The sequence below is a fragment of the Pseudomonas sp. LBUM1651 genome (assembly GCF_059716135.1).
Map to the genome: position 1 here is coordinate 5,991,067 of NZ_CP166805.1, position 24,258 is coordinate 6,015,324.

Genomic DNA, 24,258 nt, shown 5'->3' on the forward strand with positions numbered 1-24,258 from the left:
CGCCAGAAAAAGGCGGGGTTTTCACGAGCCTCGATGGGTTGAGGCGTTTCTGGACACTATCACAGCTCAAAAAATATACAAGCCGGGGGCGACGGACCCGATTTTGCGATTGCTCAAAGAACCCTGTAGGAGCCGAGCTTGCTCGCGAAGGCGGTGTGTCAGTCAAAATGGATATCGACTGACACACCGCCTTCGCGAGCAAGCTCGGCTCCTACAGGTTTGTGTATCAGGCCAAGGCTTTGCGCTGAACAGCCTGCGCGCAAATCACCCGGCGACGATCATCATCCGCCGAGCGCCATTCGCGGATGTCTTCGACATGGCGAAAACACCCCAGACAGACCTTCTGTTCATCCAGCCGACACACGCCGCTGCACGGCGAGGGCACGGCCGGGCTGACGTTGCTGTAGAGCGGTTTGGGCGGACGAACAGGTGCAGGCTCGGTCACGATCTCACAGACCTTCGAAATCGAATTCAGCGCCGGCCTGTTGCTTGACGATGCGCTCAAGCATCTCGCCGAGCTGCTCTTCGCTCTTGTCGCACATCCAGCGCTCGCTCTCTTCGTCGTAGTCGAAGTGGAAACCGCCGGACACCGCCGCCAACCACAGCTGACGCAGGGGTTCCTGGCGGCTGAAGATCAACTGGCTGCCGTTTTCGAACTTGACGGTGAGCACACCGGCCGAGCTCTCCAGGTCGATATCCAGGTCGCTCTCATCGAAAATATCCTCCAGCGATTGCTGGGTGGCATCGACCAGATCGTGGAAACGGGCTTCGGTCAAACTCATTGCGGCAACCTCAAAAAGTGTCTGTTCACGCTCAAGCGCCGCAAGATACGGGCGAGCCCCGGTGATTGCAAAGGATAACGACCAAGCACCGATATAGGTACATCAAACGCGGTCCCTGTGGGAGCGAGCCTGCTCGCGAAGGGGCCGGCACATTCAACATCATCGCTGGCTGACACACCGCCTTCGCGAGCAGGCTCGCTCCCACAAGGATTGCACGATACCGACCGGACTCGTGCGAAGCCCCGCCGGACGGGAGCCTGGTCGCATAGGCAAGCTGCCGGGTGGCCGGTATACTCCGGCGCAATTAACGCATTTTCAAGGATTTCGCCATGAAGCGCCTGATCTCTTCCCTTGCTGCGCTCGTCGCGGTTGCCTGTCTTGTGTCGGCCTGTGGTCAAAAAGGCCCGCTGTACCTGCCCGACGAAAACCAGGACCCAGCCGAGCAGGCGAAGTCCTCGCAAAAGCAGCCGTCGAAAGCACACAAGCACGACGTCTACCAATAAGGGAACGCCATGGACGCTTTTAACTACCGTGACGGTGAGCTGTTCGCGGAAGGTGTTGCCCTGTCCGCCATCGCCGAACGCTTTGGCACACCGACCTACGTCTACTCCCGCGCCCACATCGAAGCCCAGTACCTGGCGTACGCCGATGCGCTGGACGGCATGCCGCACCTGGTCTGCTTTGCGGTCAAGGCCAACTCCAACCTGGGCGTCCTGAATGTCCTGGCGCGCCTGGGCGCCGGTTTTGACATCGTCTCCCGTGGCGAGCTGGAACGCGTACTGGCCGCCGGCGGCAGCCCCGACAAGATCGTGTTCTCCGGCGTCGGCAAGACCCGTGACGACATGCGCCGCGCCCTCGAAGTCGGCGTGCACTGCTTCAACGTCGAATCCACCGACGAGCTGGAGCGCCTGCAAGTGGTCGCCGCCGAGCTGGGCGTTCGCGCGCCAATCTCGCTGCGCGTGAATCCGGACGTCGATGCCGGCACACACCCGTACATTTCCACCGGTCTCAAAGAGAACAAGTTCGGCATCGCCATTGCCGACGCCGAAGACGTGTACATTCGCGCCGCGCAACTGCCGAACCTGGAAGTAGTAGGCGTCGATTGCCACATCGGTTCGCAACTGACCACCCTGCCGCCGTTCATCGACGCCCTCGACCGCCTGCTGGGTCTGGTCGACCGCCTCGGCGATTGCGGCATATACCTGCGCCACATCGATCTCGGTGGTGGTTTGGGCGTGCGTTATCGCGACGAAGAGCCGCCACTGGCTGCCGACTACATCAAAGCCGTGCGCGAGCGTCTCGACGGTCGTGACCTGGCGCTGGTGTTCGAGCCGGGCCGCTTCATCGTCGCCAACGCCGGCGTGCTGCTGACTCAGGTCGAGTACCTCAAGCACACCGAACACAAAGATTTCGCCATCGTCGACGCGGCCATGAACGACCTGATCCGCCCGGCGCTGTATCAAGCCTGGATGGACGTCACCGCCGTGCGCCCGCGCGCTACTGCCGCTCGTGCCTACGACATCGTCGGGCCGATCTGCGAGACCGGCGACTTCCTGGCCAAGGATCGTGAATTGGCCCTGGAAGAAGGCGACCTGCTGGCTGTGCATTCGGCCGGTGCTTATGGGTTTGTCATGAGTTCCAACTACAACACCCGTGGCCGTGCCGCTGAAGTGTTGGTGGACGGTGATCAGGCAGTTGAAGTGCGTCGCCGTGAGACGGTAGCCGAGTTGTTTGCTGGCGAAAGCCTGCTGCCGGAGTAGAACCATGCTGCTGCGTTTTACCAAGATGCACGGCCTGGGCAATGACTTCATGGTCCTCGACCTGGTCAGCCAGCACGCGCACATCCTGCCCAAGCACGCCAAGCAATGGGGCGATCGGCACACCGGCATCGGTTTCGACCAGTTGCTGATCGTCGAAGCGCCGAGCAACCCGGATGTGGATTTCCGCTATCGGATCTTCAACTCCGACGGCTCCGAAGTGGAACAGTGCGGCAACGGTGCGCGCTGTTTCGCCCGTTTTGTGCTCGACAAGCGCCTGACCGCAAAACGGCAGATCCGCGTCGAAACCAAAAGTGGCATTATCGAGCTGGATATCCGCAGTGACGGCCAGATCAGCGTCGACATGGGCGCACCGCGCCTGGTGCCGGCCGACATCCCGTTCGTTGCCGACAGTCAGGCGCTGAGCTACTCGCTCGACGTCGACGGCACAGCAGTTGAACTGGCCGCCGTGTCGATGGGCAACCCGCATGCGGTGTTGCGCGTCACGGATATCAACAACGCACCGGTGCATGAACTGGGGCCGAAAATCGAACATCACCCGCGCTTCCCTGCGCGGGTCAATGTCGGTTTTCTCCAGGTCATCGACCGGAACCGCGCGCAGTTGCGCGTCTGGGAACGTGGTGCCGGGGAAACCCAGGCTTGCGGCACCGGCGCCTGCGCTGCTGCAGTGGCCGCGATCAGCCAGGGGTGGATGGATTCGCCGCTATTGATCGACCTGCCCGGCGGGCGTCTGTCCATTGCATGGGCAGGCCCAGGCCAACCGGTCTTGATGACCGGCCCGGCAGTCCGTGTTTACGAAGGACAAGTACGTCTTTGAGTGAGTCAAACCCATGACCGACAAGCCCCAGGTTCCCGCCCGACAGCCCGACGAATCCCCTTCCGAAAGCCTTGAGGCGGCGGCGATTGCCGCGTACCTGGAGGCTCATCCGGACTTCTTCGTCGAGCATGAAGAACTGCTCCCGGCGTTGCGCATCCCTCACCAGCGTGGCGACACCATCTCGCTGGTCGAGCGCCAGATGACCATCCTGCGCGACCGCAACATCGAATTGCGTCATCGCCTCTCGCACTTGATGGACGTGGCCCGCGACAACGACCGCCTCTTCGACAAGACCCGCCGCCTGATTCTCGCTTTGATGGACGCCACCAGCCTGGAAGACGTGGTGATCAGCGTCGAAGACAGCCTGCGCCAGGACTTCCAGGTGCCTTTTGTCAGCCTGATCCTGCTGGGTGATAACCCGATGCCGGTCGGCCGTTGGGTGACCCACGCCGATGCGCAAACCGCCATTGGCGGTTTGCTCTCGGAAGACAAAAGTGTCAGCGGCAGCCTGCGCGAGCATGAACTGGACTTCCTGTTCGGCGAAGAGCAGCGCAAGCAGATCGGCTCCACCGCCGTCGTCGCCATCAGCCATCAAGGCATCCACGGCGTGCTGGCCATCGCCAGCCGTGATCCGCAGCACTACAAAAGCTCGGTGGGCACGCTGTTCCTGAGCTACATCGCCGAAGTCATGGGCCGCGTGCTGCCACGGGTCAACAGCTCGCTGCGCTCGGTACGCTGATCGTGGAACGGCAACTGGACGCTTACTGCGAACACTTGCGCAGTGAGCGGCAGGTGTCGCCCCACACGCTGTACGCCTATCGCCGCGACCTCGACAAGGTGCTGGGCTGGTGCATCAAACAGAACATCGACAGCTGGGCCGCGCTGGACATTCAGCGCTTGCGCAGTCTGATCGCTCGCTTGCATTCCCAGGGTCAATCGTCCCGCAGTCTTGCGCGGCTGCTCTCGGCCGTGCGCGGGCTCTATCATTATCTGAACCGCGAAGGCCTGTGCGATCACGATCCGGCCAACGGTCTGGCGCCGCCGAAAGGCGAACGACGGCTGCCGAAAACCCTCGACACTGACCGCGCGCTGCAGCTGCTTGAGGGTGCGGTGGAGGATGACTTTCTGGCACGTCGGGATCAGGCGATTCTGGAGCTGTTCTATTCCTCGGGCTTGCGTCTGTCAGAACTGACCGGGCTCAATCTCGATCAGCTGGACCTGGCCGACGGCATGGTCCAGGTGCTCGGTAAAGGCAGCAAGACCCGACTGTTGCCAGTGGGCAAAAAGGCCCGCGAAGCATTGGCGTTGTGGTTGCCATTGCGCGCCATGACCAACCCGGCAGATGACGCAGTGTTTGTCAGTCAGCAAGGCCGACGCCTTGGCCCTCGGGCGATTCAGGTGCGGGTCAAGGCCGCCGGTGAGCGCGAACTGGGGCAAAACCTGCACCCGCACATGCTGCGACATTCCTTCGCCAGTCACTTGCTGGAATCTTCCCAAGACCTGCGAGCCGTACAGGAATTACTCGGCCACTCGGACATCAAGACCACCCAGATCTACACCCACCTGGACTTCCAGCACCTGGCGACGGTCTACGACAGCGCCCATCCACGGGCCAAACGCATTAAGGGCGATGATTCATGACGATCCATTTGATCACCTTCGACCTCGACGACACCCTGTGGGACACCGCCCCGGTGATCGTCAGCGCCGAAGCCATCCTGCGTGAATGGCTGACCGAACATGCACCGAATCTGGGCGCGGTGCCGGTGGAGCATTTGTGGACGATTCGCGAGCGCATTCTGAGCAGCGAACCGGGCCTCAAACATCGCATCAGCGCGTTACGGCGGCGAGTGCTGTTCCATGCGCTGGAAGAGGCTGGTTACGATCATGGCCAGGCGTCCGACCTGGCTGATCAGAGTTTCGAAGTGTTTCTGCATGCGCGGCATCAGCTCGAAGTATTCCCCGAAGTGGAGCCAACGCTGGAAGTTCTGGCCAAGCACTACGCGCTGGGCGTGGTCACCAACGGCAACGCCGATGTGCGCCGGTTAGGGCTGGCGGATTACTTCAAGTTTGCGTTATGCGCCGAAGACATCGGCATCGCCAAACCGGATGCGCGACTGTTTCATGAAGCGTTGCAGCGTGGCGGGGCAACGGCCGAGACGGCGGTGCATATTGGCGATCATCCCGGTGATGACATTGCCGGGGCGCAGCAGGCGGGGTTGCGGGCGATCTGGTTTAACCCGCAAGGCAAATTGTGGGAAGCGCAGCGAGCGCCTGATGCCGAAATCCGCAGTTTTACCGAGTTGCCGGCGTTGCTGGCGCGATGGAACGCCCATCAACCATCTTGATAACACAAGACTCCTGTAGGAGCCGAGCTTGCTCGCGATGAGGCCATCACATTCGACATTTATGTTGGCTGACACACCGCCATCGCGAGCAAGCTCAGCTCCTACAAGGTTGCGCCAAGCCCAAGGCTTCTATTCCTCCCATGAAAAAGCCCGCAGCGACGGCGGGCTTTTTCAGCAAGCAAGGGCAGACGCTTAGATAGGCCGGCTGCCGTACTTGTTGTCAGGCTTCTTGGGAGGATCGGCGACCACATTGGCCTCCACTTCCTGCACCTTGCCGCCCTTGGCCAGGAACTCTTCCATGGCCCGCGCGAGCGCATCGCGCTCCTTGTTTTTTGCTTCGACGCTCGGCAGCTCATCGACCGATACCGCAGCCTTGGCCTTGCCTTTGGCGGTCGGAACGGGCGTTTCACCGCCGTCGTCTTCAACGACGTCGTCCGCCGCTGCTTCCAGACCTTCTTCGGTTTCGTCGTCGCCTACTTCGAGGTCGTCGTTTTCCAGATCATCGTCGCTCATGTTCTACCTCATGACTTGCGAAAAGCAGATTAGTTATAGCCCAGCTTCACCGTCTGTCGACAGCCGCCGGAAAAATTCAATAACCACTGGTGACCAGCGGTTCATGCCCCTTCACCGTGCACGGTGGCGAGGACTTTACGGGCACCGCCATGATCACGGTGCTCGCCCAGATAAACGCCTTGCCAGGTCCCCAACGCCAGTCGGCCTGCCGAAATCGGCAAACTGAGCTGACAGCCAAGCACGCTGGCCTTGAAGTGCGCCGGGAGGTCGTCCAGGCCTTCGTCGTTATGCTCATAGCCGTCTGTTCCTTGTGGGATCAGACGATTGAAAAATCGTTCGAAGTCGCGACGTACCGCCGGATCGGCGTTCTCGTTGATGGTCAACGACGCCGAGGTATGCTGCAGCCACAAATGCAATAGACCGACCCGACACGCCTTGAGTTCAGGCAGGCCGGCGAGTAACTCGTCCGTTACCAGATGAAAGCCCCGGGGCCTCGCCCGCAGGGTAATCAGAGTCTGTTGCCACATACAGTTCTCCGCACGTTCGGGGCGCATTCTAGCGCGCTCTGGGAAAAAACAAAGGCCCTAATATTCCTTCAATCATGTAAGCCATTGGCCGCAGAAAAACGCCCGTCGTAAACGCCACTAAACGTGTACGAAAAAACCTTTCAGCAGTTCCTTCACTGACAAATTCCAGACAAAAAAATGCCCGGCAAGCCGGGCACATTTTTATGCGTGTGTTTACAAGTTGTAGCCGCGTTCGTTGTGAAGTGCCAGATCGATGCCGACAGCCTCTTCTTCTTCGGTGATACGCAGGCCCATGACGGCGTCCAGTACCTTGAGAATGATGAAGGTGACGATCGCGGTGTAGATCACCGTGAAGCCCACGCCTTTGCACTGAATCCAGACTTGTGCGGCGATGTCGGTGACGGTGCCGAAGCCACCCAGCGCCGGTGCGGCGAACACACCGGTCAGGATCGCGCCGAGGATACCGCCGATACCGTGCACACCGAAGGCGTCCAGGGAGTCGTCATAGCCGAGTTTGCGTTTCAGGGTAGTTGCGCAGAAGAAGCACACCACGCCCGCTGCCAGACCGATCACCAGAGCGCCCATCGGGCCCACGGTGCCAGCGGCCGGGGTGATGGCAACCAGACCGGCGACCACACCAGACGCGATACCCAGTGCACTTGGTTTGCCGTGGGTGATCCACTCGGCAAACATCCAGCCCAGTGCGGCAGCGGCAGTTGCGATCTGAGTCACGAGCATCGCCATACCGGCCGTGCCGTTGGCCGCTACGGCGGAACCGGCGTTGAAGCCGAACCAACCGACCCACAGCATCGCAGCGCCCATCAAGGTGTAACCGAGGTTGTGCGGTGCCATCGGGGTGGTCGGGAAGCCTTTGCGCTTGCCCAGTACCAGGCAGGCGATCAGACCGGCCACACCGGCGTTGATGTGCACCACGGTGCCGCCGGCGAAGTCCAGCACGCCCCAGTCCCACAGCAGGCCGCCGTTGCCGGACCAGACCATGTGCGCGATCGGTGCATAAACCAGAGTGAACCAGATGCCCATGAAGATCAGCATGGCGGAGAACTTCATCCGCTCGGCGAAGGCACCGACGATCAGCGCCGGGGTGATGATGGCAAAGGTCATCTGGAAGGTGATGAACACCGACTCGGGGAACAACGCCGCAGGACCGGTCAGGCTGGCTGGCGTGACACCGGCGAGGAAGGCCTTGCCCAAGCCGCCGACGAACGAGTTGAAGTTGACGACGCCTTGTTCCATGCCGGTGGTGTCGAACGCGATGCTGTAGCCATAAATGACCCACAGAACGCTGATCAGACCGGTAATGGCGAAGCACTGCATCATCACGGAAAGAATGTTTTTCGACCGAACCATACCGCCGTAGAACAGCGCGAGGCCGGGAATGGTCATGAACAGCACGAGGACTGTCGAGGTCAGCATCCAGGCGGTATCGCCGGAATTGAGGACTGGGGCCGCCACTTCGTCTGCCGCCATGGCCAGGCTGGGCATTACGAGGGACAACAGGGCTCCTAGCCCTGCGAATTTACGCAGAGTCATATTGTTTTCTCCTGGGGCGTTGGGGTTTGTGGCGGCTTAGATTGCGTCGGTATCGGTTTCGCCGGTACGGATGCGAATCGCCTGTTCCAGATTGACCACGAAGATTTTGCCGTCACCGATCTTGCCGGTGTTGGCAGCCTTGGTTATCGCCTCGATAACCCGGTCCAGATCCTTGTCGTCAATGGCGACATCGATCTTCACCTTAGGCAGGAAATCAACCACGTATTCCGCGCCGCGATACAGCTCGGTGTGACCCTTCTGCCGACCGAAGCCTTTGACTTCAGTAACGGTAATGCCCTGCACGCCGATCTCGGACAACGACTCGCGCACGTCGTCCAACTTGAACGGCTTGATGATGGCAGTGACTAGCTTCATGAAAACTCTCTCCCGAATTGGTGGACTTGCCCCAGGAAAACAAACCCGACTCAAGTCTAAGCGCAGTGCCTGGCTTTGTAACGCATCGTCGGCCTTACCTGCCCGTCCGACGCCGGCTAACCGCTCCGCACGAAACACTTCCCCGTTCCGCTTGGCGCACTGCATTCGTCACAGCGACTGCATCAGTGCATGGGTTACTACCGACTAAGCAGAAAGCTTGCCATCTCCACAAAGTTCACTGTTTTCAAGCCTTTGTCAGTCGATGACAACCACTTCGCCACAACACCCGACACATTACGCACAACGACGGTGCGATGCCGTCCATCGGCATGCGCGAAAAGCGTGCATCCCTTGCCCGCGAAAATGACTATAGACGCTGCGTGATACACTGCGCGCCATTGTTTCCAGGACATTTGCCCATGCTCGCGCCCAAAGACTTCCTCGACGCCCTGAACGGCACCGCCTCCCGCCTCTTCAGCGGCGACACCCCACTGCCGAAAAGCGAAATCGAAAGCCAGTTCAAGGCGTTGTTGCAGAGCGGCTTCAGCAAACTGGACCTGGTGAGCCGGGAAGAGTTTGATAGTCAGATGGTTGTGCTCGCACGCACCCGTGCGCGGCTGGAGAGCCTTGAGGCGAAGGTCGCGGAGCTGGAAGCGACGCTCAATCCACCGACCGAGTAACGCCCCATATCCCACTTTGAAACCCAATCCACTGTGGGAGCGAGCCTGCTCGCGATTGAAGGTCGGAACGACCTTCAGATTTACCTGTAGGAACTGCCGCAGGCTGAGATCATTTGATCTTCAGCCCCGCAAAAATCCCGGCACCTTCCTACAACAAAACCACCGCCGTCCGATTGCGCCGCAATACCTCCGGTTTCTAAGCTCACCCAATGCTGAATGTTCAGCACTGGGTTTGGCGACCCGGAACCAAGCAATGCAGCGCACATCGTTCGATATCAGGTATTTCTTACCCGATTCGAATTATGGCGGCTGTGTGTGGGAGACCTTAGGGTCTGCCGGAATTCGCTTGGCCGGTTCGCCAACCCGCACGCAGCTGCCACCCTAATTGTTTGGCGACGATAGGTGGCAGTCATCTACCAAGCGAAATTAGGGTACTGCTCGATGGACGAAAATTATCTGACACCTCACGTCTTCACCCGCCATAAACTCCACCTCCACGCCCTCCTCCTCGAAAACCAACCCTGGTTCAGCGCCCGAGACCTCGGTCGTCTCCTACGCCTCTACCTCGACGAGCGCACCGTCCGAAAACTCGACCCCGACCAACGCCAGTCCGCGCGAATGCTCATCCACGGCAGCATCGAAAACACCCTGCTAATTAGCGAATCCGGCGTCTACGCACTACTGATCTACCACTACTGCCCCGAATACCGAAGCCTGCGCGAATGGCTGACCCACGACGTAGTGCCTGCCCTGAGAGACGCCGAACAACCCAGCTCAACCGAACGCCCAATCCTGAGCCTGCTGAACTGGCCGGAAATGTCATTGAGTTTGCTGCACTGGAATAACCAGCCGTGGATTCGGTTGCAGGATGTTCCGCAAATGTTGCCGAGTAGTGAGCCACCACGAAATCCGGCAAATCACCCTTGGTGGAAAAGAGCTTCGAAGATGCTTCACCCATTCTGAAGCCCAAAAAAGGTTCTTCACGAAATCCCGGCCAAAGCAACCAAGGCGGCCGGCCAGCCGACCTTATTGCCAGGGTGTACGCATACCCCCTGTAGGAGCCGGCTTGCTGGCGATGGTCGTTAACGATAGCGCGTGAAATCTGGTTCAACGCGGCGCACTTATGCCCATCGCCAGCAAGCCGGCTCCTACAGGTTTTGCGTTATTTGTGTTTCCCGGGATTCCGTAAAGACCTCCAAAAAAAACCCACGCTCTTGCGTGGGTTCAATCAATACAAGGTAATCATCAGGCGCAGTGCGGCAACCGCTCGACCTGATCCCGAATCGCAGCCCCTCGTTCAATCTCGGCTTTACGCAAATCGTAAGTCGATTGCAGGTTCAGCCAAAACTCCGGGGTTGTGTCCAGACAAATAGATAACCTCAGAGCCATATCAGCACTGACCCCCCGACGCTGGAGCACGATGTCGTTCACCGTAGGTGTCGACACGCACAACGCTCTAGCCAGGGCAGCAGCCGTAAGGTTAAGAGGCCCAAGGTATTCCTCTTTGAGGATCTCGCCAGGGTGAACCGGGCGCATACCATTCTTAGTCATTACTCACCTCAGTGATAATCGACGATTTCGACATTCTCTGGTCCGTTGAGACCCCAAACAAAGCAAATTCGCCATTGAGCATTGACGCGAATGCTGTGCTGACCTTTTCGATTTCCTTCAAGCGCCTCCAATCGATTGCCGGGTGGTGATCGAAGGTCCATCAGCACGGCAGCCCCATCAAGCATCGTCAGCTTTCGTTCCACGACACTCAGAATGGCTGACCACATACGGGTCTTTCCATTGCGAAACAGATACTCGGTCTCAGAACACTTAAAGCTAACGATCATAATTTAAAGCTTAACGTTATGCATTAATCTTGAGTGTATAACCCAAAATCATAAATGCAAACGCGCTGCGTTGAAGCTTGGCCACCCTTTCAAAACTTTAGGAAAAGGACTACGAGCGGACTTCAGAAGGCCTTTGAAATCCAGCTGATTCCTACAAAAACAAACAGCAATTCTCATTGCATCCAAACCGTGCTTACCTCTTAAGCTGACTGACCAAAAATCAGCTCACAAATCGATTGGAGCTCGCAGTGAAAAAAAGCCGCCGAGCAAAACTTTTACACATTGTTGAACTTCATACCGAGGCACGCCGCTTAGCCGGGAAAGTGTCAGCCAATCAATACCGTTTTTTGGAGGTCGCTGTGGCTCGTGGCAAAGAGCTTGAGCCAAGTGGCTGGCTTGCAGGCGGAAACTCCTATAAAGGCTCTCCAAAATAAACCGCCTGACTGGCATTTTTTGCTACGTATCAGCTCACTAGTTCGCAACATGCAGTGAAAGTTTGCCCGCGTAACCACCCCACCAATTCCCTCTCCCCCGTCTACCCTTGAAAAACCCGCAGGAAGCGGCCTCTCGTTTAGCTCAAGGAACGACCATGTCCCTCTCCATCGTCCACAGCCGCGCCCAGATTGGCGTGGATGCGCCTGCAGTTACCGTCGAAGTCCATCTGGCCAACGGTTTGCCCTCTCTGACAATGGTCGGTTTACCGGAGGCGGCGGTGAAGGAAAGCAAGGATCGGGTGCGCAGCGCGATCATCAATTCGGGCCTGCAATTCCCGGCGCGGCGTATCACGCTGAATCTCGCTCCTGCGGATTTGCCGAAGGATGGCGGGCGGTTCGATCTGGCGATTGCCTTGGGGATTCTGTCAGCCAGCGTGCAGGTGCCGACGTTGACGCTGGATGATGTGGAATGTCTGGGGGAGTTGGCGCTGTCAGGTGCGGTGCGTGCCGTGAGGGGTGTTTTGCCGGCGGCACTGGCGGCGCGCAAGGCTGGCCGCTCGTTGATGGTGCCTCGGGCGAATGCCGAGGAGGCCTGCCTGGCTTCGGGACTGAAAGTCATTGCGGTGGATCATTTGCTGGAGGCGGTCGCGCATTTCAATGGTCACACGCCGGTCGAGCCCTACGTGTCCAATGGTTTGCTCTACGCCAGCAAACCCTACCCCGACCTGAATGAAGTGCAAGGACAACTCTCGGCAAAACGCGCCTTGCTGATTGCGGCGGCGGGGGCTCACAACTTGTTCATGTTGTGCATCAATACACCTAATAATAATCAAAAACCTTTCTGCGGGAATTTGTCGGACAAAGAATCGCCTCATATCTGAGCCAGCCAGTCAGAAATCGCTGCCTTCTAAACATGATTTACACGGTAATCATGGGAGTTGGATGTGCGGGTTTCTCCCACACGAGTGATTGGGAAAAATTTTTTAATTACATCAAATTCAAGAGCCCCCTAAACTGTTTAGAATGAAGCCAGAGCCATGATAATATTCCCCTAGTCTTATCTTGTTTCTTCGGCATCAGTTCACCTCGTTTCTTCGGAATCTAAATCCACTCGAGCCCATATACACTGCGCTTTGCCAGCGTATGTGCGATTGCTTTTTAGTAATATCCAATAGAACCTATAGAACACTAAGAGCAAGAAAGGTAATCAGCAATCACGGATAAAGAAAATTGAAAAAGCTAAAATCACAAAAGCTCAAAAAGAATGAAACCACCAATCCAACCTACCAAGGGCTATCGATCAACACAGGGGATTACGTGGAACTTCCTGTGTATACGAATATGCTCAAACCGATGCTTGGTCAAATTAATGCACTGCTGAGTCACCATTCAAGGGTTCAGTTGTTACGTTTCGACCTTCACTTCCCCGTTACACAATTTATGGATGCATCGTCAGGCAACTTAGTGGTCTCAAATTTTTTCAAACAAATTAAACAAGACCTTGCAAGCAGGAAATGGAATCACCATAAGAACGTCATTCATTTCTGGACTAGAGAAGTAGGAGGTTCGTTCAAAGGCCACTATCATTGCATGCTCGGAGTAAGCTCTGAGGTTCGACTGGGGACGTTTTATACCGCACCCGCCAGCCATGCATGGGGATTGATTTATAACCGCTGGAATGAGCTCTCAGGTGGCGTAGTGAGACCTTCCAAGAAGGATCACTATGTCATCAATAGGAATAACCATGAAGAACTTGATAAAGCCTTCAAGCATTTTAGCTATATGTGCAAAAGCAAAACCAAAGATTTCGGCACAGGTGAACACCACAAGCGTTTTTCATCTTCTAGATTGAAACCGAAAAAGATGGCAGATCAACATTCTGCATTGGGCACCGATTATAGCGACAAAGCCGTTGTCTTCAGCGTACATTCGGGCCGGCCGTCACACTCCGCATCTGATTCTAAGAGAGTTTCCACGCAACTTATGGCCATTGGTGTCGACGCCGTGATAGGTGCTGATATTTCATATAAACAGCCAACACACCGTGAAAACAAAACCAAAGAAGTGCCAGACCAGAAAGTAGCTACTTACTGTCACGCGATATCATTAGAGCAATTCTTTGCCCCCAAGGTCGCAACACTGCTGGAAGGTGGGCGAGGAGCTCTGGGCGACGATTAGAGATGCTCGAAGAAAGTAAGGCCAAACAGAATATGGCCCCTAACCGGGGCCAGAAATTCGACAACGAAAATACGCTTGGCTAGATAACTGTTTTCTTAATTCATTTATCCATATGAATTATTAGGCCGCCGGTTTCTGGGCAACTTATATTAACGAATGCGAGAGCCGCTAATAATTGCCTTGCCATTTATAGCTTCCCTTTTAACACCATTTGATCGCAAACATCAGCGCGGTATTTTCCTAGCGTGTCCAACGGATACCGGTCGCTAAGATTTCTGCGTGCAAAATTGAATGCATTATTTATTCTTTTTATGCTTGCATTATCGCCATCGTACAGGCCCAGTAACTTCTTGTATCTACTGGCTTGCTCTTCTTTAGAAACCAGCATTCCGTCGCTGTCTAGGCTTCCAGTATAGCAAGCAAGAACTACCGATCCGAGTATGTTGTTTTTTGTGGCAACATACCCGCCAAACTCAACTTTTTTTTCCACATTGGGTGGATCATGCCAAATTAATTTTTTCTCTTTATCCAATCTCTCAACTTGACTAACTGCCTTTTCGTCCCAGCACACTCCTGAGCCATCCGGCCCAAGTGCTTCACTTTTCAACCGGCCTTGTTCGTCTTTTGTCCACACGCAATCAATATCAAAGCTGCTCAGATGTGTGATTGTGTAGGGCTTATCGAGATACAGTATTTCATTATTAGTATTCTCAGAAAATGCAAGCGCCGGTGTAACTATCAAAAAAGTTAAAGCCGCCAAATAGCTTTTCATCTAATAAGTCCGTTAGTTTAGCTAATCAGAGATAGCACGCTGGTTTATGTAGAACAACACACCCGGATCTTTATGCCTTTAGCACCCTTCTGGGGCATCCCCGATTTACGTTTACTCTGGCAAGACAGCCATTTTGGTGATCTTGCCACACTCAGTTGCTATATCCACTTGGCCAGTAGCATCGACACTATCACACGATTTGAATCTGTGGAATGTAGATAAATTGCATCCGAGCAATCGCTTGTATTCGTAAAGGTACACCCATGTGACAACAAATCAATGAATACAGATTGCCCCATTAAATCGTGTTCAATAGGGTTGATTTAACAAATGAACACACATACACTTAAAACATCTAGAATCTAATGAATACAAAAAAATGAAAAAAATGACAAATGTAGGCTACATCAGGGTTTCATCGGTTGATCAGAACACAGCTCGCCAGTTGGACGGCATTGAACTGGACCGGGTATTCGAAGACAAGCTGTCAGGAGCCACCACAGACCGTCCCCAGTTGCAAGAAATGCTGAAGTTCATCCGCGAGGGCGATACCGTTCACATCCATTCCATCGACAGGCTGGCCCGGTCGTTGGAGGATCTGCTAAAGCTGGTGAAGGATTTGAACGCTCGGAAGATCGGGGTTCACTTCCACAAGGAACAATTGCTGTTCACTGGCGAAGCCAACCCCATGCAAGACTTGATGCTGTCGTTGCTGGGAAGTGTTGCTCAATTCGAACGCGCAATGATCAAGGAGCGTCAGCGTGAAGGCATTGCCAAGGCCAAGGAAGCAGGCGTCTACAAAGGTCGTGTAAAGTCTGTCGATGACGCTGCTATCAGGACGGCCATGCAAGCCGAGGGGGCATCATTTCGCAAGGTTGCAAAGGACTTCGGCGTTGGTCTAAGCACAGTGCAAAGGGCCATGAAAGCCTAGATGAAACTGGTTCACCTGGGAACTGCGTTACCTAGTGATTTAATGTTATGCGCCATGCAGAAGCCCAAGGAGCCAGCGCCTCCGGAAATTGGACGGTCGCTGGATGGAAAATGATGGATTGGAACGTCTACAGAGATGGAATAGTCGACCTTATGGTCTCATTCACCTGCGAGCGCCTCCTGTCCATTTCTTCAATTTTTGCCAATTGAGCGAGAAATCCCTGCTTCGGGTCGTAAAAACTCGGCCACTCAGGAAATGGAATACGGTACTTATCGCAGAGAGACTCTATTTGCCCAATAGCTTTTAAGCCGAACTCGGAAAGCTTTTCATCTCGGTATCGGTAGTATTCGTCATAATCCGGAGGGGAAGAATTGTCCCCGACAGACACCATTCCTTCGTTGATCGCATTGAGTCGATTAGGCATCGACATGATGTCGTACATCAGTTGGGTTGGTAGTGCACGATAATCACCGCCTTCAGGCAGTGTGAACTCAGGGTTTGAAACCAAACTATAGGAATACCCCTGTTCATCAGTACCAAGTGGGTCATTCACCGCGTTGTAGCATTCCCCCACCAGCTTATCCAAGGCAAGCACCAATCGAATGCCAAGATGCTGAGCTTCCATTTGCCGCCTTTTCCATGCAAGGAGTGACTCCTTTACCCACCCCAACACAAACACTATCAGTGAGCCCAAAATCGCAATCACACCTCCAAGAGCGACTTTCCCCGCGTCTGAAGCAAAAAACTCCCACATTTCATATATCCCTTAGCTTGGTTCCAGTTGATGCCAAATTCGATGGCTACATGGCGAAAAACCCCAGTGACCATGACCATGACCGTAGCATCTGACCGCTTTGGGTCGATTTAGAATACGTCCACGGGGAGAGCATCGTCAGCAAGCACAGGACACCTGAGAATAGACTTGTTGAAATGCGTGAGGTCAAGACCAAGAGGTTAAAACGAGAACTGATCAACACTACGGGTTAAATCGCTCCATGCTGACGAACCAGCTTGGACGGGGGGACACAAAGGGCGTGACACCGGGGACTGACTACATGACCTCAGAAAGGGCTAAAGGGGCTAAATGGGTCCACTTTAATGGTATGGTCAAATCAAAAAAATCGCCGATCATATTTTTTCGCCCCAAAGGTTTCGGAGTTGGAAATTTTACGTACAAACGCTACCTACAATGCAAAAAACCGTAACCATTAATCCACGAAACTTCGCCATATACGAAAAACCAATTATTATTTTTCCGTTTTGGAAGCCAACCCCATACTCGCCAATAACTTCCGTTTCATCTCCGCATCTAGCATCAATTTTAACTTCGGCAGCTTTTCAACTTGCAAATCGATTTCACTCCGCCCGTTACCTGCTGTCGCGGCCAAGGTTCTCTCAACGGCTTCTTTTGTTGATCTGGTGAAGGCATACATGCTCATCAAATCGCCCTGATTGATGATGCCTTCGAGAGAATCTTGTGTAAACGAAAGGTATTTCAAAGAACCATCTGTCCCAACTGCTACTGAAAATTTTGGGAAGTACGGAGGCTCGCTATCCACAACGGTAAAATAGTGGCCCATTTCATCTGAAGTAACCCGAACCTTTCGCTTGTGATTACGAATGAACGCGTTTGCAGCAGATCGGCCCTCATAAGTATCCAGATCTAGTTTTTGAAAGAAATCGTCTTTGTTGAAAATCAAGTTTTGCGAAATTTCAATCTTAGTGGTTTCTAGATCTTTCTTCAGCGTTTCCAACTCAGACTCTATTGTTTTAGCTGCTCGCGACAATGCTACTGATGGTTCTTCAACCATAATACTTTCAATGCCCACTAGCTTCTGTTCGGCACTAATTATTCGTCCCGAAAGCTCAGATACCTTGCCCTTCAATTTCCTGCCGTCATCTTTAATCAATGACACAGAGTTCATCTTTGCTAAAATTTCCCTGAACGCAATGTCTGCGAAACTCAACCGCACGAGCCTTGATCCACAGTTACCTTTCGCAGCAGCAGAACACCGCAAGTACTTATTACCTTTGGGAGGACGACCTTTATTGACAAGATGCATCTGTGACTTACAGACACTGCAAATGGCAAGTTTCGACCAAACATTAAACCCTTTCGCCTGCTGCGTTACTTTGTCTATTCGGCGCTGATTACGTGCATTCAATGCAGCATAAAAAACTTCCTGACTTATCACCTCCGGATAGTAACCCTCAATTGGCGGACCATTAGCTATTCTCTTTCCACCGGTGTGTGTCATTGGTTGATACTCACCCAGCAATGCTCTATTGGCAATAATTTTTGCGACCGTACTGTTTCCCCACATACCAGATTTATTCCGGTTAGCACTTCCAAAAACTGGTACTTTTTCAGAATTCAGATGTTTAACAATTGCCGTCTGTCCATAACCGTCAATTGTCATCGCCATAATTTTGCTAATTATCTTTACCCGAGCAGCAATTGGTACATAAGAATCATCCACGAATTCCAGCCAATACGGACATGATGCTCCAAATGGTTTTCGCTCCGATCTAGCTTGCGCTTGCTTTTCCCGCCAAACACTACTTACCCTAAAACCTTTTGTACTGGATTCGTCATGCGCCCGCATCATGTAAACGATGGACATGACCAACTGCATCGGGTCCGCACCCTTTGCATATACCACTTTATCAATTAGTGTGACAACTTTGATATCTTCGTTTAAAAGATCAATGAATCGCCCAAGTGCCGTTAACACATCTTCACGACTCAATCTATCTAAGGATTCAACTACAAGGTAGGAACCCGCCGCTATCTTTCCTTCTTTTACATAGTTGTAAAATTGCCGCAACATACCTGTGTCGCTATTGTTGCGCCCACTGTAGGCACTTACCCCAAAGTCTAAGAACTGATATTCACGATCTAATACCAATTCAAGACCGTTCTGTTCAGCATACTCAACAGCAGCCGCTCTCTGACGACGTTCACTATCACCACGTCCCTGCTCGGGTGTAGAAAAACGGATGTAGCTATACGCCTTTGGTTTCATTGGTCAGGGCCGTGGGTTTGTCAGTGGGTGTATTATACTACAACCTATTGTTCAGCGGACCGCCGGGGACTGGGAAAACGCTGCTGGCGAGTCGGTTGCCGGGATTGTTACCGCCATTGGCGGAAAGCGAGGCACTGGAAGTCGCGGCGATTCAATCAGTCACCAGTGGCGTGCCGTTGAGTCATTGGCCACAACGCCCTTTTCGCCAGCCTCACCACTCCGCCTCCGGGCCTGCATTGGTAGGTGGCGGCTCGAAACCGCAACCTGGGGAGATCACCCTCGCCCACCATGGCGTGCTCTTTCTTGATGAACTTCCGGAGTTTGATCGCAAGGTGCTGGAGGTCTTGAGAGAGCCGCTGGAATCCGGGCATATCGTGATTTCCCGGGCGAAAGATCGCGTGCGTTTTCCGGCCCGCTTTCAACTGGTCGCAGCGATGAACCCCTGCCCCTGTGGATATCTTGGCGAACCCAGCGGCAAATGCAGTTGTACACCGGACATGGTCCAACGCTACCGCAACAAACTCTCCGGGCCGCTGCTGGATCGGATCGATTTGCACCTGACTGTCGCCCGTGAAGCCACAGCGTTGAATCCGGCCGTAAAACCCGGTGACGACACTGCTACAGCCGCGTCTCTGGTCGCCGATGCAAGGGAGCGACAACATAGACGCCAAGGCTGCGCCAATGCCTTCCTCGATCTGCCGGGCCTGCGCAAGCATTGCAACTTATCCACAACCGATGAGGCATGGCTGGAAACAGCTTGTGAGCGGCTGACCTTGTCGTTGCGGTCAGCCCATCGACTGCTCAAGGTTGCGCGCACGTTGGCGGACCTTGAACAAGTCGATTGCATTAGCCGCGAACACCTGGCTGAGGCATTGCAGTATCGGCCTGCGACTCAATAAGTGCCGAAATCGAGTCGCCCCATTCGCGGGCAAGCCTCGCTCCTACAGTTTCGGCGGCGCTCACGCGATTGCGAACCTGTAGGAGCGAGGCTTGCCCGCGAAGGCGGTTTCAGCAGCGCCTCAACGAAACCGGTCAACCTCTTGGCGCAAATCCGCCGCCAACTTCTCCAGCTCTTTGGCAGTCACCGCCAGGTTCGACACCACTTCCCGCTGCTCACTGTTCGCCAACGCAATGCTTTGCAGGTTGCTGCTGAGCAATGTCGCGGTGCTGCTCTGCTCCTGGGTCGCCGTGGTGATCGCCGCGAATTGCTGGCCAGCCGAACGACTTTGCTCATCGATCCGCGCCAGGGCCGAAGCGACGTTGGCGTTGCGCGACAACCCTTCCTGCATCAGCACATTGCCTTGCTCCATGGTGCTGATGGCGTTGCCGGTTTCCTGCTGGATGCTTTGAATCATCCCGGAAATCTCGTCGGTGGCCTGGCGAGTACGCGATGCCAGGTTCCGCACTTCATCAGCGACCACCGCAAATCCACGACCCTGCTCACCGGCACGCGCCGCTTCGATGGCCGCGTTGAGCGCCAGCAAGTTGGTTTGCTCGGCAATCGAAGTGATCACCCCGACAATCCCGCCGATTTCTTGAGAGCGCTGACCCAAGGTGTTGATCACCGTGGCAGTGCTGTTCAGTGCGCCGGCAATCTGCTCCAGGGACGAGGACGCTTCGTCCATCGATGTACGACCGATCTGGGTTTGTTGTGCGTTTTCCTGAGCCAGACGTTGAGTGCTGCCCATGTTGTCGGCAATGTTCAACGATGTGGCGCTGAATTCTTCCACGGCGCCGGCCATGCTGGTGATCTCGCCAGACTGCTGTTCCATGCCTTCATAGGCACCGCCAGACAAACCGGACAAGGCTTGGGCACGGCTGTTGACCTCTTGGGAGGCCCTGCGGATGTGCTCGACCATCGTCGACAGCGCCTGGCTCATCTGGTTGAAGGCGCGGGCCAGCTGACCGATTTCGTCGTTGCTTGACACGTTCAGGCGCACGCTCAGATCACCGGCGCCCAAGGCTTCAGCCTGACGCACCAGATCGCCGAGCGGCGCCAATTTGCTGCGCAGCAACCAGACAGCCGAGCCCACAGCGATCAACATGGCCAGCAGGCTGCCAATCGCCAATTGAATGCCGACGGCCCAGGTTACAGCACGGATTTCGCTTTTCGGCATGCTCGCCACGACCGACCACGGTCCGCCTTCAAATCGCACTGCAATGCTGTAGAAATCTTCGGACTTGTCGCTCCAGAATTCACCTTTACCCGGCGTCTTGGCCAGGCTGTTGATCGACTTGACCGCTTGATCCGGTGCTTGCACACCCGCAATTGGCACCAGCCATTTGTTCTGCTCATCGAGCAATGCCAAAGAACCGGTCTGCCCGATTCGGAAGCGTGTGAGGTTGGCAAATTGCACGTTCTGAGCGTCGGTGTAATCGAATCCTACGAACAGCACGGCAATCACCTTGCCGCTGCTGTCGCGTACGGGAGTGTACTGCGTCATGTAGGAACGTTCGAAGAGCAAGGCGCGACCCACATAGCTCTGCCCCGCCATCAAGCGTGCATAGGCCGGATTGGCATGATCCAGCAGCGTGCCGATGGCGCGGCTGCCGTCCTGTTTGCTCAGGGATGTGCTGACCCGAATGAAGTCCTCGCCGCTGCGCACAAACACCGTCGCAACACCCGCGGTCATTTGCTTGAACTCGTCCACTTCCTTGAAGTTGTTGTTCAGCACTTCACTGCCCAGGTGCAGGCCAGGGGTCTGCGTGCCCGCCACGGCCACCGGCTCGTCCGGATGCACGCTCAGACCCGCGCTGAAGCGCTTCTCGAACAGGCCGGCCAGGCGCTGGGTACTTTCACGCAACGTGCCGTGAAACGTACTCAACTGGTCGGCCAGCAAGCGGGCTTCGCTGGCCAGGTGCTCTTCGCGGGTAGCGAGGTTGGCTGAGTCCAGCGAGCGCAAGGCAAACACGGTGCTGCCGCTGATGACAATCGCCAGAATAACGGCGAGCGCAAGACCAAGCTGTGAGGCAATCCGGGCACGAGGTTGAGACATGACAGCTCCTGGCCAAGTGACCGGATCTTCATTGATCGGCTGCTCAGCAAATTTTCTAGTTATAGGAATTGCGTCGAACCTGCACGAAGGTTCCATCTGCAGATTTTCGGCGGCAAACCTGAATACTTGAGTAATCAGCCGGGATATGGCTCAAGGCATCTATTGCGGTGGCTCTAACGATTCAGCTCAAGTGCTCGACGTCCGGTATTTTCATCGCCAGCGCTTCGCCTTGGAGGAAATCGCTGAGACGGCGCAAACGTTCACCTCCGGGGCGTGTTTTCGGCCAGACGAGGTAATAATGCTCACCGCTGGCGACGGCAGTCGGCCACGGTAAACTCAGACGTCCCTGAGCGACATCCTCGGCCACCATCAACAGATCGCCCATCGACACGCCATAACCCCGGGCGGCAGCAATCATCCCCAGCTCAAGCGTATCGAACACCTGTCCGCCCTTGAGCGACACCTGTTCGGTCAATCCCATGCGCTCCAGCCAGTTGCGCCAGTCACGTCGGTCCGGCGTCGGGTGCAGCAGTTCGGCATTGGCCAGGCGTGCGACATCCCACGGTTGATCCTTCAGAAGATTCGGCGCGCCCACCGGAATCAGCTCTTCGGGGAACAGGAAACTCGCCTCCCAGTCCGGTGGAAAATGCCCATTACTGAGGATCACGGCGCAGTCGAACGGCTCATGGTTGAAGTCCACCGAATCGACGTCCATCCAGGCGCTGGTCAGTTGCACCTCATTGCCCGGTTGCAGATGGCGGAAACGGCTGAGCCGCGCCAGCAACCAGCGCATGGTCAGGGTGGACGGGGCTTTCATGCGCAGGATGTCATCTTCGGCACGCAAGGTATTGCAGGCGCGTTCGAGTGCCGTGAAGCCTTCGCGGATGCCCGGCAGGATCAGCCGCGCCGACTCGGTCAGTTGCAGATTGCGCCCGCTGCGGTGAAACAGCCGACAGGCGAAATGCTCTTCGAGCGTACGAATGTGCCGACTGACCGCACTCTGCGTGATCGACAACTCTTCGGCCGCACGGGTAAACGAGCTATGCCGCGCCGCCGCTTCGAATGCGCGAAGGGCATACAAGGGAGGAAGACGACGAGACATTCGGAAAGCTCCTATAGCGCAATTTCGTCAACTTATCAGAAACTCCCCAAGATGAGTTTTAATCATGCCATTCATCCTTTTTATCCCTTTGTGCAAACCCTGCAGAGCGCCGAGAATCGACGCTTTCCTGTTCTCTTTGACCATAGAGCGTGATGACCATGCAGCATCCAGCGCGTATTGAACTCTGGGCCATCCTGCGGCTGGCGGGGCCGTTGATTGCCTCGCAGTTGGCGCACATGCTGATGGTTCTCACCGACACCTTGATGATGGCGCGCCTGAGTCCCGAAGCACTGGCTGGCGGCGGCCTCGGCGCCGCGACCTATTCGTTTGTGTCGATCTTTTGCATCGGCGTCATCGCGGCGGTCGGCACCCTGGTGGCGATCCGTCAGGGCGCGGGCGATATCGTTGGCGCGGCGCGTCTGACCCAGGCCGGTTTGTGGCTGGCGTGGTTGATGGCTTTGGGCGCCGGTTTGCTGCTGTGGAATCTCAAACCGGTGTTGCTGCTGTTCGGCCAAACCGAGACCAATGTCCAGGCGGCCGGGCAGTTCCTGCTGATCCTGCCGTTCGCCCTGCCCGGTTACCTGAGCTTCATGGCCCTGCGCGGTTTCACCAGCGCCATCGGCCGGGCGACGCCGGTGATGGTCATCAGTCTCGGCGGTACGGTGGCCAACTTCGTACTTAACTATGCGTTGATCACCGGGATGTTCGGCCTGCCGAAAATGGGCCTGGTGGGCATCGGCCTGGTTACGGCGATTGTGGCTAATCTCATGGCTCTGGCGTTGGCGCTGCACATTCGGCGGCATCCGGCGTACGACGCGTATCCGTTGCGCCAGGGTTTGTCGCGGCCTAACCGGCAGTATCTGAAAGAGTTGTGGCGCCTTGGCCTCCCGATTGGCGGCACCTACGCGGTGGAAGTCGGGCTGTTTGCCTTCGCCGCGTTGTGCATGGGCACCATGGGCAGCACGCAACTGGGCGCGCACCAGATCGCGCTGCAGATTGTCTCGGTGGCGTTCATGATTCCGGCGGGGCTTTCTTACGCGATCACCATGCGCATCGGCCAGCATTACGGCGCCGGGCAACTGTTGGACGCGCGACTGGCCGGACGGGTCGGGATCGCGTTCGGCGCGGCAGCAATGCTCGGCTTCGCGATGGTCTTCTGGCTGCTGCCCAATCAGTTGATCGGCCTGTTCCTGGACCACAACGACCCGGCCTTCCGCCCCGTCATCGAACTGGCTGTGAGCCTGCTGGCGGTGGCGGCGTGGTTCGAGCTGTTCGACGGTACGCAAACCATCGCCATGGGCTGCATTCGCGGGCTCAAGGACGCCAAGACTACGTTTCTGGTCGGGCTGGGATGCTATTGGCTGATTGGCGCGCCTGCCGCCTGGTGGATGGCCTTCCATTTGAACTGGGGACCGACGGGCGTCTGGTGGGGGTTGGCGCTCGGGTTGGCGTGCGCGGCAGTGAGCCTGACACTGGCGTTTGAGTGGAAGATGAAGCGGATGATTCGGCGGGAGCCGTCGTCAGGGACAAGCTTCCAGATCGCTCAGCCAGACTGAGATTCCTGTAGGAGCAAGGCTTGCCCGCGAAAGCGTCGTGTCAGTCGACATTGT

General features: G+C 55.8%; 25 protein-coding genes and 2 pseudogenes. 14 read left to right on the forward strand and 13 right to left on the reverse strand.

What is annotated here, in order from left to right:
* Positions 1-226: 226 nt before the first annotated feature.
* Positions 227-445, reverse strand: coding sequence for a DUF1289 domain-containing protein (locus ACA066_RS28105; RefSeq protein WP_497697460.1), 219 nt, complete (start codon positions 443-445; stop codon positions 227-229).
* Positions 446-449: 4 nt separating this feature from the next.
* Positions 450-782: an iron donor protein CyaY gene (gene cyaY / locus ACA066_RS28110; RefSeq protein ID WP_017341439.1), complete on the reverse strand. Its 333-nt coding sequence runs from the start codon at positions 780-782 to the stop codon at positions 450-452.
* Positions 783-1,111: 329 nt separating this feature from the next.
* Between cyaY and lptM the strand changes: the two genes are divergently transcribed.
* From lptM to ACA066_RS28140, 6 genes are read left to right on the forward strand one after another with little or no spacing between them, the layout of a single operon-like run.
* Positions 1,112-1,285 carry an LPS translocon maturation chaperone LptM gene (gene lptM, locus ACA066_RS28115; RefSeq protein ID WP_253433661.1) on the forward strand — a complete coding sequence of 58 codons (174 nt, stop codon included), beginning with the start codon at positions 1,112-1,114 and terminating at the stop codon, positions 1,283-1,285.
* A 9-nt stretch (positions 1,286-1,294) separates the two neighbouring features.
* Complete coding sequence (gene lysA, locus ACA066_RS28120) at positions 1,295-2,542, forward strand: diaminopimelate decarboxylase (protein WP_497697461.1); 1,248 nt, start codon at positions 1,295-1,297, stop codon at positions 2,540-2,542.
* Positions 2,543-2,546: 4 nt separating this feature from the next.
* Positions 2,547-3,377: a diaminopimelate epimerase gene (gene dapF, locus ACA066_RS28125; RefSeq protein WP_497697462.1), complete on the forward strand. Its 831-nt coding sequence runs from the start codon at positions 2,547-2,549 to the stop codon at positions 3,375-3,377.
* A gap of 13 nt (positions 3,378-3,390) precedes the next feature.
* Positions 3,391-4,116: a DUF484 family protein gene (locus ACA066_RS28130; RefSeq protein ID WP_497697463.1), complete on the forward strand. Its 726-nt coding sequence runs from the start codon at positions 3,391-3,393 to the stop codon at positions 4,114-4,116.
* 2 nt (positions 4,117-4,118) lie between these two features.
* A complete protein-coding gene (xerC, locus tag ACA066_RS28135; protein ID WP_497697464.1) occupies positions 4,119-5,018 on the forward strand; it encodes a tyrosine recombinase XerC in 900 nt (299 codons plus the stop codon).
* Positions 5,015-5,725, forward strand: a complete 711-nt coding sequence (locus ACA066_RS28140) for an HAD family hydrolase (RefSeq protein WP_497697465.1) — start codon at positions 5,015-5,017, stop codon at positions 5,723-5,725. The genes xerC and ACA066_RS28140 overlap by 4 nt, the downstream gene beginning before the upstream one ends.
* A gap of 192 nt (positions 5,726-5,917) precedes the next feature.
* Here the strand turns inward: ACA066_RS28140 and sutA are convergent, their stop codons facing one another.
* The 4 genes from sutA to glnK form a co-directional block, all read right to left on the reverse strand.
* Positions 5,918-6,238: a dormancy-specific transcriptional regulator SutA gene (sutA, locus tag ACA066_RS28145; RefSeq protein WP_497697466.1), complete on the reverse strand. Its 321-nt coding sequence runs from the start codon at positions 6,236-6,238 to the stop codon at positions 5,918-5,920.
* Positions 6,239-6,339: 101 nt separating this feature from the next.
* Positions 6,340-6,765, reverse strand: a complete 426-nt coding sequence (locus ACA066_RS28150; protein ID WP_007989493.1) for a secondary thiamine-phosphate synthase enzyme YjbQ — start codon at positions 6,763-6,765, stop codon at positions 6,340-6,342.
* 213 nt (positions 6,766-6,978) lie between these two features.
* A complete protein-coding gene (locus ACA066_RS28155) occupies positions 6,979-8,316 on the reverse strand; it encodes an ammonium transporter (RefSeq protein ID WP_497697467.1) in 1,338 nt (445 codons plus the stop codon).
* A gap of 36 nt (positions 8,317-8,352) precedes the next feature.
* Positions 8,353-8,691 (reverse strand): P-II family nitrogen regulator, encoded by a 339-nt coding sequence (gene glnK / locus ACA066_RS28160; protein WP_002555808.1) that lies wholly within the window; start codon positions 8,689-8,691, stop codon positions 8,353-8,355.
* Positions 8,692-9,110: 419 nt separating this feature from the next.
* Between glnK and ACA066_RS28165 the strand changes: the two genes are divergently transcribed.
* Entirely contained in the window at positions 9,111-9,371 is a 261-nt protein-coding gene (locus tag ACA066_RS28165; RefSeq protein WP_497697468.1) for an accessory factor UbiK family protein, read from the forward strand.
* 441 nt (positions 9,372-9,812) lie between these two features.
* The gene (locus ACA066_RS28170) at positions 9,813-10,334 is read left to right on the forward strand and encodes a BRO-N domain-containing protein (RefSeq protein ID WP_497697469.1); all 522 of its coding nucleotides are present in this window, start codon (positions 9,813-9,815) and stop codon (positions 10,332-10,334) included.
* A gap of 282 nt (positions 10,335-10,616) precedes the next feature.
* Here the strand turns inward: ACA066_RS28170 and ACA066_RS28175 are convergent, their stop codons facing one another.
* Positions 10,617-10,922, reverse strand: a complete 306-nt coding sequence (locus ACA066_RS28175) for a HigA family addiction module antitoxin (protein WP_497697470.1) — start codon at positions 10,920-10,922, stop codon at positions 10,617-10,619.
* Positions 10,923-10,930: 8 nt separating this feature from the next.
* Positions 10,931-11,209 carry a type II toxin-antitoxin system RelE/ParE family toxin gene (locus ACA066_RS28180; protein WP_497697471.1) on the reverse strand — a complete coding sequence of 93 codons (279 nt, stop codon included), beginning with the start codon at positions 11,207-11,209 and terminating at the stop codon, positions 10,931-10,933.
* A 248-nt stretch (positions 11,210-11,457) separates the two neighbouring features.
* On the opposite strand from ACA066_RS28180, the gene ACA066_RS28185 reads away from it, so the two are divergent.
* The 3 genes and pseudogenes from ACA066_RS28185 (at position 11,458) to ACA066_RS28195 (ending at position 13,821) form a co-directional block, all read left to right on the forward strand.
* Entirely contained in the window at positions 11,458-11,643 is a 186-nt protein-coding gene (locus tag ACA066_RS28185; RefSeq protein ID WP_497697472.1) for a hypothetical protein, read from the forward strand.
* A gap of 155 nt (positions 11,644-11,798) precedes the next feature.
* A pseudogene (locus ACA066_RS28190) lies at positions 11,799-12,446 on the forward strand (magnesium chelatase domain-containing protein); the annotation flags it as partial.
* 427 nt (positions 12,447-12,873) lie between these two features.
* Entirely contained in the window at positions 12,874-13,821 is a 948-nt protein-coding gene (locus ACA066_RS28195; protein WP_497697473.1) for a YagK/YfjJ domain-containing protein, read from the forward strand.
* Positions 13,822-14,008: 187 nt separating this feature from the next.
* Here ACA066_RS28195 and ACA066_RS28200 read toward each other — a convergent pair whose 3' ends face one another.
* Positions 14,009-14,593, reverse strand: a complete 585-nt coding sequence (locus ACA066_RS28200; protein WP_497697474.1) for a hypothetical protein — start codon at positions 14,591-14,593, stop codon at positions 14,009-14,011.
* Positions 14,594-14,981: 388 nt separating this feature from the next.
* Between ACA066_RS28200 and ACA066_RS28205 the strand changes: the two genes are divergently transcribed.
* Positions 14,982-15,524, forward strand: coding sequence for a recombinase family protein (locus ACA066_RS28205; protein WP_497699972.1), 543 nt, complete (start codon positions 14,982-14,984; stop codon positions 15,522-15,524).
* Positions 15,525-15,651: 127 nt separating this feature from the next.
* On the opposite strand, the gene ACA066_RS28210 is transcribed toward ACA066_RS28205, so the two are convergent.
* Together ACA066_RS28210 and ACA066_RS28215 are read right to left on the reverse strand one after the other, a co-directional pair.
* The gene (locus ACA066_RS28210; RefSeq protein ID WP_497697475.1) at positions 15,652-16,278 is read right to left on the reverse strand and encodes a hypothetical protein; all 627 of its coding nucleotides are present in this window, start codon (positions 16,276-16,278) and stop codon (positions 15,652-15,654) included.
* 493 nt (positions 16,279-16,771) lie between these two features.
* A complete protein-coding gene (locus ACA066_RS28215) occupies positions 16,772-18,550 on the reverse strand; it encodes a recombinase family protein (RefSeq protein ID WP_497697476.1) in 1,779 nt (592 codons plus the stop codon).
* 38 nt (positions 18,551-18,588) lie between these two features.
* On the opposite strand from ACA066_RS28215, the pseudogene ACA066_RS28220 reads away from it, so the two are divergent.
* Positions 18,589-19,449, forward strand: a pseudogene (locus tag ACA066_RS28220) (YifB family Mg chelatase-like AAA ATPase); the annotation flags it as partial.
* 120 nt (positions 19,450-19,569) lie between these two features.
* On the opposite strand, the gene ACA066_RS28225 reads toward ACA066_RS28220, so the two are convergent.
* Together ACA066_RS28225 and ACA066_RS28230 are read right to left on the reverse strand one after the other, a co-directional pair.
* Positions 19,570-21,546 carry a methyl-accepting chemotaxis protein gene (locus ACA066_RS28225; RefSeq protein WP_497697477.1) on the reverse strand — a complete coding sequence of 659 codons (1,977 nt, stop codon included), beginning with the start codon at positions 21,544-21,546 and terminating at the stop codon, positions 19,570-19,572.
* Positions 21,547-21,727: 181 nt separating this feature from the next.
* Entirely contained in the window at positions 21,728-22,648 is a 921-nt protein-coding gene (locus tag ACA066_RS28230; RefSeq protein ID WP_497697478.1) for a LysR substrate-binding domain-containing protein, read from the reverse strand.
* A 158-nt stretch (positions 22,649-22,806) separates the two neighbouring features.
* Between ACA066_RS28230 and ACA066_RS28235 the strand changes: the two genes are divergently transcribed.
* Positions 22,807-24,204, forward strand: a complete 1,398-nt coding sequence (locus ACA066_RS28235) for a NorM family multidrug efflux MATE transporter (RefSeq protein WP_497697479.1) — start codon at positions 22,807-22,809, stop codon at positions 24,202-24,204.
* Positions 24,205-24,258: the final 54 nt, after the last annotated feature.

Coding starts and splice junctions, on each gene's coding strand:
- ACA066_RS28130 (WP_497697463.1), top strand. CDS start 3,391: ATGACCGACAAGCCCCAGGTTCCCGCCCGACAGCCCGACGAATCCCCT.
- sutA (WP_497697466.1), bottom strand. CDS start 6,238: ATGAGCGACGATGATCTGGAAAACGACGACCTCGAAGTAGGCGACGAC.
- ACA066_RS28140 (WP_497697465.1), top strand. CDS start 5,015: ATGACGATCCATTTGATCACCTTCGACCTCGACGACACCCTGTGGGAC.
- ACA066_RS28165 (WP_497697468.1), top strand. CDS start 9,111: ATGCTCGCGCCCAAAGACTTCCTCGACGCCCTGAACGGCACCGCCTCC.
- ACA066_RS28150 (WP_007989493.1), bottom strand. CDS start 6,765: ATGTGGCAACAGACTCTGATTACCCTGCGGGCGAGGCCCCGGGGCTTT.
- ACA066_RS28175 (WP_497697470.1), bottom strand. CDS start 10,922: ATGACTAAGAATGGTATGCGCCCGGTTCACCCTGGCGAGATCCTCAAA.
- dapF (WP_497697462.1), top strand. CDS start 2,547: ATGCTGCTGCGTTTTACCAAGATGCACGGCCTGGGCAATGACTTCATG.
- lysA (WP_497697461.1), top strand. CDS start 1,295: ATGGACGCTTTTAACTACCGTGACGGTGAGCTGTTCGCGGAAGGTGTT.
- ACA066_RS28225 (WP_497697477.1), bottom strand. CDS start 21,546: ATGTCTCAACCTCGTGCCCGGATTGCCTCACAGCTTGGTCTTGCGCTC.
- cyaY (WP_017341439.1), bottom strand. CDS start 782: ATGAGTTTGACCGAAGCCCGTTTCCACGATCTGGTCGATGCCACCCAG.
- ACA066_RS28210 (WP_497697475.1), bottom strand. CDS start 16,278: ATGTGGGAGTTTTTTGCTTCAGACGCGGGGAAAGTCGCTCTTGGAGGT.
- ACA066_RS28155 (WP_497697467.1), bottom strand. CDS start 8,316: ATGACTCTGCGTAAATTCGCAGGGCTAGGAGCCCTGTTGTCCCTCGTA.
- ACA066_RS28200 (WP_497697474.1), bottom strand. CDS start 14,593: ATGAAAAGCTATTTGGCGGCTTTAACTTTTTTGATAGTTACACCGGCG.
- lptM (WP_253433661.1), top strand. CDS start 1,112: ATGAAGCGCCTGATCTCTTCCCTTGCTGCGCTCGTCGCGGTTGCCTGT.
- ACA066_RS28215 (WP_497697476.1), bottom strand. CDS start 18,550: ATGAAACCAAAGGCGTATAGCTACATCCGTTTTTCTACACCCGAGCAG.
- ACA066_RS28170 (WP_497697469.1), top strand. CDS start 9,813: ATGGACGAAAATTATCTGACACCTCACGTCTTCACCCGCCATAAACTC.
- glnK (WP_002555808.1), bottom strand. CDS start 8,691: ATGAAGCTAGTCACTGCCATCATCAAGCCGTTCAAGTTGGACGACGTG.
- ACA066_RS28180 (WP_497697471.1), bottom strand. CDS start 11,209: ATGATCGTTAGCTTTAAGTGTTCTGAGACCGAGTATCTGTTTCGCAAT.
- ACA066_RS28230 (WP_497697478.1), bottom strand. CDS start 22,648: ATGTCTCGTCGTCTTCCTCCCTTGTATGCCCTTCGCGCATTCGAAGCG.
- ACA066_RS28205 (WP_497699972.1), top strand. CDS start 14,982: ATGACAAATGTAGGCTACATCAGGGTTTCATCGGTTGATCAGAACACA.
- ACA066_RS28235 (WP_497697479.1), top strand. CDS start 22,807: ATGCAGCATCCAGCGCGTATTGAACTCTGGGCCATCCTGCGGCTGGCG.